The 11282-nt window shown below is 68.1% G+C and carries 8 protein-coding genes and 1 pseudogene; 6 read left to right on the top strand and 3 right to left on the bottom strand.

Annotated elements, in window-relative coordinates:
* Positions 1 to 321: 321 nt before the first annotated feature.
* Together MMA15_RS05730 and MMA15_RS05725 are read right to left on the bottom strand one after the other, a co-directional pair.
* Positions 322 to 1203 (bottom strand): NAD(P)-dependent oxidoreductase, encoded by an 882-nt coding sequence (locus MMA15_RS05730; protein WP_241057918.1) that lies wholly within the window; start codon positions 1201 to 1203, stop codon positions 322 to 324.
* A gap of 40 nt (positions 1204 to 1243) precedes the next feature.
* On the bottom strand, positions 1244 to 2230 hold the full coding sequence (locus MMA15_RS05725; RefSeq protein ID WP_241057916.1) for an aldo/keto reductase: 987 nt from the start codon (positions 2228 to 2230) through the stop codon (positions 1244 to 1246).
* 547 nt (positions 2231 to 2777) lie between these two features.
* Between MMA15_RS05725 and MMA15_RS05720 the strand changes: the two genes are divergently transcribed.
* Both MMA15_RS05720 and MMA15_RS05715 read left to right on the top strand, forming a co-directional pair.
* Positions 2778 to 4265: a methyltransferase domain-containing protein gene (locus MMA15_RS05720; RefSeq protein WP_241057915.1), complete on the top strand. Its 1488-nt coding sequence runs from the start codon at positions 2778 to 2780 to the stop codon at positions 4263 to 4265.
* A gap of 153 nt (positions 4266 to 4418) precedes the next feature.
* Positions 4419 to 5576, top strand: a pseudogene (locus MMA15_RS05715) (MFS transporter); the annotation flags it as partial.
* Between the two features lie 351 nt (positions 5577 to 5927).
* Here MMA15_RS05715 and MMA15_RS05710 read toward each other — a convergent pair.
* Positions 5928 to 6638 carry a TetR/AcrR family transcriptional regulator gene (locus MMA15_RS05710; protein WP_241063026.1) on the bottom strand — a complete coding sequence of 237 codons (711 nt, stop codon included), beginning with the start codon at positions 6636 to 6638 and terminating at the stop codon, positions 5928 to 5930.
* Between MMA15_RS05710 and MMA15_RS05705 the strand changes: the two genes are divergently transcribed.
* The 4 genes from MMA15_RS05705 to MMA15_RS05690 all read left to right on the top strand — a co-directional run bounded on the left by MMA15_RS05705 (position 6637) and on the right by MMA15_RS05690 (position 10970).
* Positions 6637 to 7371, top strand: coding sequence for an SDR family oxidoreductase (locus MMA15_RS05705; RefSeq protein ID WP_241057914.1), 735 nt, complete (start codon positions 6637 to 6639; stop codon positions 7369 to 7371). The two genes, MMA15_RS05710 and MMA15_RS05705, sit on opposite strands and share 2 nt — an antisense overlap.
* 838 nt (positions 7372 to 8209) lie before the next feature.
* The gene (locus tag MMA15_RS05700; protein ID WP_241063025.1) at positions 8210 to 8491 is read left to right on the top strand and encodes a MerR family transcriptional regulator; all 282 of its coding nucleotides are present in this window, start codon (positions 8210 to 8212) and stop codon (positions 8489 to 8491) included.
* 432 nt (positions 8492 to 8923) lie between these two features.
* Positions 8924 to 9127 (top strand): cold-shock protein, encoded by a 204-nt coding sequence (locus MMA15_RS05695; RefSeq protein ID WP_241057913.1) that lies wholly within the window; start codon positions 8924 to 8926, stop codon positions 9125 to 9127.
* A gap of 358 nt (positions 9128 to 9485) precedes the next feature.
* A complete protein-coding gene (locus MMA15_RS05690; RefSeq protein WP_241057912.1) occupies positions 9486 to 10970 on the top strand; it encodes a DEAD/DEAH box helicase in 1485 nt (494 codons plus the stop codon).
* Positions 10971 to 11282: the final 312 nt, after the last annotated feature.

Here is an 11282-nt window from a genome sequence, read left to right as displayed (position 1 = left end):
TCGCGCAGAACGCCGACCGGACAGGTTCCGGAAGCATCCGTCCAAGCGCGGCAGAAGGACACCCGCCGGTATCCTCGCACCATTCGAATGCGGGCGCAGAAACGGCGTATTGCGGATCGGTATTCGTACCGGACAGCCGGTTTTCGCTATTGCCGCGTAAAGAGGGCGAGGTCCTGACTCGTCACGGCGGCCGGTAAAGGCGGGCGCGCTGCCGGGAACGATGGCGCTCTTCCGCGGAGCGGCCCGATTCGCCCCCGGCGTCCACAGCTTCGACGTGCCCCGGATGCGGTCGCCTGGGGCGGCGCATACCGGCCACGGCGGTCACCCCGGGCCGGCCGTACCGGGGTGCGAGGTGCGCAGCAGAGCAAGAGCCTCGGCCAAGTCCTCGGCAGGCCGGTCCCGAAGCGGGCTCCAGCGTCCGAACACCTCGCCCACTGCCTGTGCCATGTCGTCAGACAGCTCGGCAGCGGTCAGCGTCTCCGCGATCTCCGCCATCTCCAGCTCCCAGCGCCAGCCTCGTACGGCGGCGGGCATCAGGTACTCGTCCGGACTGCTCAGCGGGGAGGGGCCGGTCCTCTCGGTCTCCGCCTCGGCCTCGGTCTCGGCCTCCGAGCACAGCCGCCCGGCCACCTGGTACCGATCGGCCAGCGCGTACGAGACCGCGGCCAGGGCGCGGGCGCCCTTCTGCCACAGGGCGAAGGCCAGTTTCAGAGCCGAAGCGGTGCCGACCTCTTCACTGTCCAGCGGTATCGCCGACACCCCGGTGCCGTCGAACAGGCCCCGCACGGCGCCGACTTCCTTGGACGGTCCCGAGAGATAGAAGCGCATCTTCGCGCCGGACGCACCGAGGATTCCACCGTCGAGCACGGTGGCGCCGCCCGCTTCGAGAACCTTCGCGATCCCCCTGACACGCTCCGGGCCGATCGCGTTGGCCTCGACGTAGATACCGGTGAAGCCCTGGTTCGCGACCTCTTGAGCCACATCCTCCGCCGCATCGGACGGGCAGATGGACATCACCACCGAGCTCTCGGCGGCCAGCGCCCCGATGTCGCCGACCGCTCTGAGACCGGCCTGCTCCGCCCGCTCGCGGGTGGCCGGACTTCGTCCCGCCGGCAGCCAGACGACGTCCGCATGGTCGTTGCGGAGCATCTCCCGGGCGACCGCGGTGCCCATCTGTCCCGGATGCAGAATTGCTGTAGTCATCGCGTCTGCCACCTACTCGTCCCTGTGACGTGAGGCTCTGTCACGGCTTGTCGTCGGAAGAGGGCACGGGCCCTCGGGGATAGCGGTCGCCGGCCGCCGATCCGGCGGGAATCGCACGTTCGACGGCCGCGAGGTCCTCGGCGCTGAGACCGAGCCCTCCGGCCCTCAGCGTTTCGGCGAGCTGTGTCCGGCTGCGGGCCCCGACCACGGGAACGATGTCCGCTCCCTGCGCCAGCACCCAGGCGATGGCGAGCTGAGAGGTCGTCATCCCCCTGGCCTCCGCAACCGCTTGAAGCCGGTGGACCAGCGTCAGATTGTGCTCCAGGTTGTCCCCCTGGAAGCGGGGGAACACAGCCCGGACATCGCCGTCGCGGTCCTCGGGTCGCCGTCCTGTGAGCAGACCGCGCGAGAGCACGCCGTAGGCGGTGATCCCCACGCCGAGCTGCCTGGCGAGCTGTAGAAGGCCGCCTTCGATGTCGCGCGAGAGCAGCGAGTACTCGATCTGGAGATCGCTGATCGGATGGGTCTCGTGCGCCCGCCGAAGGGTGTCGGCGTCGACTTCGGAGAGACCCACGAACCGTACGTAGCCCGCGGACACCATCTCGGAGATCGCTCCGACGGTCTCTTCGACGGGCACGTCGGGGTCGCAGCGGGCCGGACGGTAGACGTCCACGTAGTCCGTCCCGAGGCGGCGGAGGGTGTAGGCGAGTGAGTGGCGCACCATCTCGGGGCGGGTGTCGAGGCGCCGCCACTCTCCACCGGGCTCGCACAGCATCCCGAACTTCACGCTCAGTGCGGTCTGTTCGCGTCTCCTTCCGCGCAGAGCGCGGCCGATGAGCTGCTCGGTGCTCCCCACTCCGTAGAAGTCGCCGGTGTCGAGCAGGGTCACTCCGGCGTCCAGCGCCGCGTGCAGTGTGGCAAGGCTCTCCGCTTCGTCGGAAGGCCCGTAGCGCCCTGCCATTCCGAGGGAGCCGATCCCGAGCGCGGAGACCAGGGGACCGTCCGAACCAAGCCGACGTTGCTCCATGTCTCCTCCGTGTATCCGAAGTGTTTACCCGGGCGCAGCACAGCAGAGATCGGAGTGACGGCTTTCTCGATTTCCCCCGATTCGGATCCCCCGGGGTCCGACTCGCGCCGTCACGCTATCAATGGCGTCGGGTACCCACAAGTGGCTTTTCCGATGCACGACTTGAGACAATCAGGTTGTGCCGGGGGCATGTGATGCACCTCACTCGGTGCTTTTCGATTCGTCGCCCGACAAGCATTTTTTCCTCCGGAGCAACAATGCAGGAATCTATTTGACCATTCTGCAAGTCTGCTCTGACCTGCGGGTTTGTGCTTCTCATGCTGGGTTCTGGCTGATTTTTGCGGCGCGGTGGAGGAACCTGCACAGCCTTGCAGGTGCAGCCGTGCTCTGTTAGAAGTACAAATCTGCCTCCTGCTGAAATTACGGCGAAAAGCGAGCGGAGTACCGGCCATATCTCGCCGCTATCAAGCGCAACTCACCCGGGTCATGAGGCACACGCGAGCGCCTTCGCACACGTCCAGTACTAGCCCGTAGGGGAGACGAACGTATGAGAGCACAGCCCGCTGCGTTCAGTGAGTGCCTTGAACTGTTCTCTCACGCAGAGGAAGAGGAGGCGTACAGCCGTTATCTCGATCTGCTTCTTTCCGTGTGGTCCGACGGGAGTGCCCTGCCCGGCGCGCCCCGGGCGGCGGAGGATGCGGCCGAAAAGATCCGCCAGGCGCCGGACGGGCGGCGCGGCCACCTCGCTCTGCTGCTCGGGCTGTTGACCGAAACCGGCGAACCCGGCCTGCGCCGCCGCGTACGAGCGGGGCTGCACCACTACCTGGCGCTGCTGGACACCCTGCGCGATGAAGTGCCCCTGGGTACCGCCCTGGTCTACCTCCTGGCCCACTTCCCCGAGGACGCCGACCGGATCCTGCCCACGGCGCGAAAAGCTCCGCTCGACCCGGACGACCTCGCACGCCTGGAGCGCTGTCTCGCGTCGTTCGATCCGGAGTCGCCCGGCATCGGCCGCAGTTGGCCCTCCCCGGCCAGGTGGGTGCTCAGTCACGCGGAGCGCGACCAGGAGCGACGCTGGCTCGCGACGCTGGGCCACGAGGCGAAGACCGCGTTCTGGGAGAAGGACACGCGAACGCTCCTCGCATACATGGGAGCCAAGGCGGCCTGCGCCGTAGCGACCGGACGCGTCGAGTCCGAGGCTCCGGCCGAGGTGGACCCGGTTCTCCTTCCCGACCGTGCGGCAGCCGAAATGCCGCAATTCAACGGGCACTTGGACCTGATGCACTGTCCGGCCTGCCGCGGGCGGCTCTCCCGCCGGGCCACGGGAGTCGTCTGCCGCGACTGCGCCGTCGGATACCCCGCCCGTCAGGGGTACCTCGACCTGTCCGGCGAGGCCGTCGGGACCGGAGACCAGATCGCCGGCAACTCGCCGCTCTATCTGTCCTGGTACGAGCCCTTGCTGCGCCCGGCCTTCCTCCGGGTGAACGGGACCAACTGGAACGGGGCGGTGTCCGTCGCGGACGAGGACCGGTACCTGGCCGAGCATGTGCGCCCGGTGGACGGTCCCCTCCTCGATCTCGGGGCCGGCACCGGCCGTTGGACACAGGTGCTGACCCGCATCCTCGGCGGTGAGCGGGTCGTCGCCTTCGATCTCGCGGCGACGATGGCCGCACGGCTGACGAAGGTCGTGCCGGACAGTCTGGTGGTCCGCGGGTCGGGCGGGGGCATTCCCTTCGCCGACGGCTCCCTGGGCGCGGTGAACTGCTGGAACACCGTGCAGTCGATCGACCAGCCCTTCGCGACGGTGCGCGAGGTCGGAAGGTGCCTGGGCAAGGGCGGCACCTTCACGATGCTCACCTACCGCAAGTCCCACGATCCGCTCTACAGGTACTTCCAGCGGCAGCACGAAGAGTGTCTGGGCGTCGCCGCGTTCGACCAGAAGGAGATGAACGAGGCGCTCGACTCCGCGGAGATGGACGTGGTGGACGAGTACACGCCGGGGACCTTCCTCATCGTCACCGCGGTGCGCCGCTGAGCATCCCACCCGCCGCCTGCGGCGTCCGGGCACTACGGGACGTCGGCCGGCCCTTGAACACGAAGGGGACTGATCAAGATTTCCACGGCGCACACCACGTCCACCGGGGCGGACCCGGCACACGCGAGGAAGGTCCCCACCATCGCGGTCGTCATGACCGGGGTCCTGCTCTCCGGAGTGGACACCACGATCGTGGTCCTCGCCCTGCCGACTCTGGAGCGGACCCTCGATGCGGCCTTGACCTCGCTCGTGTGGCTCGTCGTCGGCTTCCTCCTGGTCAACACTCTGCTGACGACGCAGGCGGGCCGGCTCGGGGACATGTTCGGTCCCGCCCGGATCTACAAGATCGGTTTCGCCCTGTTCACCCTGGCGTCGCTGCTGTGCGGGCTCGCCTGGGACCTGCCGTCGCTGGTGGCCTTCCGGCTGCTCCAGGGAGTGGGCACGGCGTGCGTGACCGCGAACAGCGGCGCCATCATCGCGTCCGTCTTCTCCCGAGGCGAACGCGGAAGGGCGTACGGGAACACCGGCGTCGCATTCAGCCTGGGCGCGGTGCTGGGCATCGTGCTCGGCGGACTGCTGGTCACCTACGTGTCATGGCGCTGGATCTTCTGGATCAATGTGCCTATCGGCGCGGCGGTGATGTTGTTGTCCCGCACCGTTCTCCAGGACGGGGTGCGGCGGGTCCGCAGGAACCTCGACCTCGTCGGGATGGGCACTCTGGGAGCCGGCCTGTTCTGCGTCATATGGGCCGTCACCGAACTGTCGACGGAAGAGTTCCGCCCCCTGATCGCAGCATCCTTCGCCTGCGGTGCGGTACTGCTCGGCGTCTTCGTCTGGAACGAACGGCTACAGACCGAGCCGATGCTGCGGCTTTCGCTGTTCCGGATACCAGCGGTGTCGGCGCCGCTTCTTGCCGCGCTCTTCCAGGGTCTGGCCAACTACGCCGTGCTCTGGCTGGCCATCATGTACCTCCAGGGCCCCAAGGGCCTCTCGCCCCTTGACACTTCACTGCTGCTGATGCCCGGCTATGTGCTCGCCGGGCTGATCTGCCTCGTGAGCGGCCGGACCGCGGACCGCTTCGGCCCGCTGCTGCCGGTCTCGGTCGGGCTTGGCGCCGAACTCCTCGCGCTGCTCGCGTTCGCCCGGATCTCGCCCTCCAGCGGACTGTGGCTCCTTGTCGCCGCGAACACCGTCAACGGCATAGGCCTGGGCTTCTTCATTCCCGCGAACAGCTCGGCGGTGATGAAGGCCGCGCCGCAGGAGTTCATCGGTGTCTCCTCCGGGATGCTGCGGACCTTCGCCGGCATCGGCTGGGTCTTCTCGTTCCCGCTGGTGATGATGTTCGCCTCCCGGTCCATTCCGAGGGATCGCGCGGTCTCCATCTTCGTCGGATCGGCCAAGCTCGACGGGCGCCTGGCCACGGCGTTCACCAACGGTCTGAGTTACTCGTTCTACGCGCTGTCCGGAATCATGGTGCTGGCCGTGTTCGCGTCGCTGATCCGCCTGGCCGGCGTACGTCGAAGCGGAGCCGGAGCCGCGCACCCACCGGTGGGGACGGTGCGGTCCGAGTGCCGGACGGCACGTGATCGTGGCCGCACCGAGTCTCTGCTACGTGAGAGGGGCGCTTCCGTAGGGGCATGCGCGCCCGTCTGCTCCCGCCCGTCAGTCCAGCCGCACGACGCTGGTGAGCAGCGGCAGCAGCAGCCCCGTCAACTCGCCGAGATCCAGCCGGAGCCGGGTGGCGATCTCGTCGCAGGACGGGAAGCTCGTCACGGCGCCGACGACCGCGGTGGCCTGCTGCACGTCGAACGGCGGCAGCAGACGGTCCGCGTCGGCCAGCCGCTCTACGAGCGCCTCGATCTGCTGGTAGCGCCACTGCTCCCGGCCCGCGATGACCTGCTGGGCCTCGGGGTCCACGGCCGAGAGGCTGATCAGCCGCCGGATGACCTCCGGACCGGTGCTCCAGAACCGGCACATTTCTCCGACCGTTGCGGTGAGCGCCCGGACCGGGTCGTCGATCCGGGCGGCCTCGTGCATTCCGGAGACCAGCCCGGCCTCTTGGGCGAGGTCCTCGCCGATGGCGTCCAGCAGCCCCAGCTTGGAGTCGAAGTGCCGGTAGATGGTGACCCTGGTGACGCCCGCGTCGGCGGCCACCTCCTCCAGGCTGAGCCGGTGATAGCCGGAATCGACGAGATGGCGGCGTGCCGCGGTGAGGATGCTGCGCCGGGTCCGCTGTACACCCGCGGCCCGCAGCCCGTGCCTCACTTCGTTCGCATCTGACCTGGCCACTCGTTCATGATACAGCTCGCATCTTAAGATACAGCTTGTAACATGTTTTGCCAGTACTGATCTTGCCGACGAAGGAGGCGTCATGACCGACCGCCGAGTGGCACTCGTGACCGGGGCGAACAAGGGACTGGGCAAGGAGACCGCCCGGCAGCTCCTGGACCGCGGGATGGTCGTGGTGATGGGCAGCCGTGATCCCGAACGCGGCGCCGTCGCCGCCGAAGAGCTCTCCGCTGCCGGGAAGGCCGTGCCGACGCGGCTGGATGTGACCGACTCCGGAGACGTCGAGGCTGTGGCCGAGCTGCTGCGCCGGGACCACGGGCGTCTGGATGTGCTGGTCAACAACGCCGGAACAGTGGTGGACCGGCTGGCGGTCGACACCACGGCGGCGGAGATGCGGCAGAACTACGAGGTCAACACCTTCGGCGCGGTCACCGTCATCCACGCCATGCTGCCCCTGCTGAAGTCCTCGGCGGCGCCTCGCATCGTCAACGTGTCCAGTACGACCGCGTCGATGGGGATGACCAGCGACGGGACCGACTTCGGCGGTGATGCCGACAGCAGGATGGCGTACTCCTCGTCGAAGACGGCGCTGAACATGCTCACCGTCCAGTACTCCCACGCCTTCGCCAAGGACCCGGCGCTGTCCCACATCAAGATCAACTCGGCGACGCCCGGGTACACCGCCACCGACCTCACCCGGCACCGCGGCACCCGCACCGTCGAGGAGGGCGCCCGGATCATCGTGGACCTGGCCACGCTCGCCGATGACGGGCCCACCGGCGGGTTCTTCAACGACAAGGGGCCGGTGCCCTGGTGAGGTCCCAGGCGTGCGCCTCCCTGTCGCGGTGCGCCGTCTGGTCGCCATGACCACACCTCACGGTCCGAAGGGGCCGCGGAGTTCCGGGCGATGAAGAAGCTCCGGTTACGCCGGCAGGCCGTCGCCAACGACGGGCCGGGCAGGCGGACTTCTGAGGCTGCGTTGGCTCGATGAGGCCGTGGACTCGTAGAGCCGCCGCTCCCTTGCCTGGCCGCCCCGCACTCATGGCGGCAGCGGCCGGCGCAGACTTCTGTCGTCTTCCGGGACGGGATTGCGAACGCCCGCCCTGGAGGAAATCTGTATCGGCGGAAGTAGACATGGGGGTGTGCGGGGAGTAGAGTCCTGCTCGTACTCGCAGAGATCAGAAGGACGAGGCAGGTGACGAACTGCCTCGTATGCAGGTGGAGCAAGTTGTGGACCGGCGGTCGAGTGGTGTGGCCAGACGGTGAGGGCTCCGCCACTGGCCGCCGGGCCAGGCGACCTCAGGGGTCGCAAGCAGTTCTGCAGGATCGAGTAGTGCACGACAAGTCAGTAGAGAAGGAGGAGAGAAGCGCCATCAGGATCGCCCGGGCAGGAACGCCGCCCGGGTACCGCAGGCCCCGGATTGGAAGGTGGTCCCCGGTCACGCAGCTGCGATCCCCGCACCCGTCCTTCCGGACGGCGCTGCGGCAAGAGAAACCGGCGCGCATAGCCGGTAGATGGTGTTAATCCCTTCGGGGCCCTGGTGCCGCACGGCGCCAGGGCCCCTCGACGCGTTCCCAGAGAGGTGCCAGTGGCAGCAGACAAACCCACTACCCCGTTGAGCAACCTCGACGACGATGACTACCCCGCCTACACCATGGGGCGGGCCGCCGAAATGCTCGGCACGACGCCCGCGTTCCTGCGGGCCATCGGTGAAGCACAGCTCATCGTGCCGCTCCGCTCGAAGGGAGGGCACCGCCGCTACTCCCGCTATCAACTGCGGCTCGCCAACAGGGCCCGCGAACTGGTCGACCAGGGCACCTCCGTGGAGGCCGCCTGCCGCATCATCATCCTCGAAGACCAGCTCGAGGAAGCCAAGCGCATCAACGAGCAGCTGCGCGCCCCGGAGGCATCCTCGACCTCGAACGGCGACGGCTGACGACTCCTGCCAAGCGCCCCGCGATGGTCGGGCGGCCGACGTCGGCCTGACTCCGGGGCTCTGCCACTGGGCAGATCGAGTCCGATGCCCCAGTGGGCGCATCCGGCCGGGCAGCGCACCGGCGGTAGCACCTGAGGAATTCAGCAGTCGCCCGGATACGGATATCTCGTTTCGCCGTTGCAGAAATTCGGCTGACGAGTGGCGAGAAGGTTTGGCTCTCGGCGGGCTCGGAACGAGGGAAAACCGTATCTCCGGGCCGACCGTGCTACGGTTGCGGCAGTTGCAGTTGTGGTTCCCCAAAACTTCGAGTGCTCCTTCCAGTACCCCTGGAGAGAGTCTTGTGTATTTCGGTGTTTCCCGAGGGTGATCATCGCGGCAGCTCCGGGTCCCGCACAGTGCGGGTTCCGGGTACCGCCCCGAAGGAGAATTATCTTGGCTACTGGCACCGTGAAGTGGTTCAACGCGGAAAAGGGTTTCGGCTTCATCGAGCAGGAGGGCGGCGGTCCTGACGTGTTCGCCCACTACTCGAACATCAACGCCACCGGCTTCCGTGAGCTGCTCGAAGGCCAGACCGTGAACTTCGACGTCACGCAGGGCCAGAAGGGCCCGCAGGCGGAGAACATCGTTCCCGCCTGACGCTGACACCCGCAGCGAGCCGGGGCACGCACCTGCGTGCGGGCCCCGGCTCGTTGCGTTGTACAGGCTCGCCCGCAGCGAAGGACGTCCTTCGGCGGCGCCGAGCGAGCGGCAGCGTCGTCTGCCGTCTCACCGAGCTGTGTGCCTGGCAGAAACCCGCCTCCACGGCTCCGTTGCACCGTAAAGGGGCCGCTTTTCTCTGCGGACGTTGGTACCGGTGCATTCCATGACGACTCGGCGGCCGTTGCGGCTCTGATTTGTCTCGTCTTATTCTTCGGCTCGATCTTGCGAATCCTCGTGCGGCTCAGTACTGCTGTGATGAATTCCTCGATACGTGCCGCATCGAGGAAGGTTCTGCATGAACCGCACTGTGCCCAGTACCGTCGGCTCCTCCCGTTCAGGTGGTGGCGCCGCCCGATCCGGCCGCGGTGGCCGCCGCCCGGAGGGGAGCACCCGCCGGGGCGGGCCGTCGCGTTCGCCCAAGGTCCGGCGCGGGGGGCAGGGACGTAACGCGAGCGCCCCGAAGGAGTTCGCGCTGCCGGTCACCCACACCGCACCGCTGCCGGCCGTCGAGACGTTCGCCGGCCTGGACATGCCCGACCGGCTGAAGACCACGCTCCGCGCCGAGGGCATGAGCGCGCCGTTCCCGATCCAGGCCGCGACGCTGCCCAACGCGCTGGCCGGGCGAGACGTACTGGGCCGCGGCCGCACGGGCTCAGGCAAGACCCTCGCCTTCGGGCTCGCGCTGCTGGCCCGTACCGCAGGGCAGCGCGCCGAGTCCCGGCGCCCGCTGGCCCTCGTGCTCGTCCCGACCCGGGAGCTGGCTCAGCAGGTGACGGCCGCGCTCACTCCCTATGCCCGCCCGCTGCGGCTGCGGCTCACCACCGTCGTCGGCGGCATGTCGATCAGCCGTCAGACACGTGATCTGCATGCCGGCAGCGAGGTGGTCGTCGCGACGCCGGGCCGGCTCAAGGACCTCGTCGAGCGCGGCGACTGCCGGCTGGACCAGGTGGCCATCACGGTCCTGGACGAAGCCGACCAGATGGCCGACATGGGCTTCATGCCGCAGGTGACCCACCTGCTCGACCAGGTACGCCCGGAGGGGCAGCGTCTTCTCTTCTCCGCCACCCTGGACCGCAACGTCGACCTCCTGGTCCGCCGCTATCTCACCGACCCGGTGGTGCACTCCGTCGACCCCTCCGCGGGGGCGGTCACTTCCATGGAGCACCATCTGCTGCACGTGCACAGGGCTGACAAGCAGGCGACGGTCACCGAGATCGCCGCCCGCGACGGGCGCGTGATCATGTTCCTGGACACCAAGCACGCAGTGGACCGGCTCACCAGGGACCTTCTGGCGGTGGGCGTCCGTGCCTCGGCCTTGCACGGCGGGAAGTCGCAGTCCCAGCGCAACCGCACCCTCGCGGGTTTCAAGTCCGGCCATACGAGCGTCCTGGTGGCGACCAACGTCGCCGCACGCGGCATCCACATCGACAACCTCGACCTCGTCGTCAACGTGGACCCGCCCACCGACCACAAGGACTACCTGCACCGCGGCGGTCGCACCGCTCGCGCCGGCGAGTCCGGCACCGTCGTCACCCTCGTCCTCCCCGCACAGCGCCGCGCCATGAACCGCCTGATGTCGGACGCCGACATCACCGCACGGGAGACCCAGATCCACCTCGGCGAAGCCGAACTCAGCCGCATCACCGGCGCCAAGGCGCCCTCGGGCATTCCCCTCACCGCCGCGGACACCCAGCCGCCCAGCACCACGCCGCAGGCACCGGCACGACGCCGGCGGCCGTCCCGACAGCGGCGCCGCTCCTCCTTCAACGCGGCGGCATAGCCTTCGGCCTCCTTCTCCCTCGTTCCCGGTGTCGCCTCATGAGTCTTCGGCCGCCCGTCCATGCCGCTCGTCCTCGGGCGGCCGGCGGGCGGCCGACGCTCAAGGGGCGGCGCCCCGCCCGCCGGAGGGAGAGATTCCGAAGATCCGAAGACCTCGGCGATTCCGCGAAGAAAGAAAAAAGCCCCGGGATGAATTGACATCCGGGGCTTGCTCCTGCGTATATTCGAGCTTTCATGTCTTCACGAAAAAGGCATGAGAAAGCATCGACTAGAGGAACCATATCGCGTCGGGAGTGGAATTGTCAACCGAGGA

The organism is Streptomyces marispadix (assembly GCF_022524345.1).
GTDB lineage: Bacteria > Actinomycetota > Actinomycetes > Streptomycetales > Streptomycetaceae > Streptomyces > Streptomyces marispadix.
This window is presented reverse-complemented; position numbering and strand designations above follow the sequence as displayed.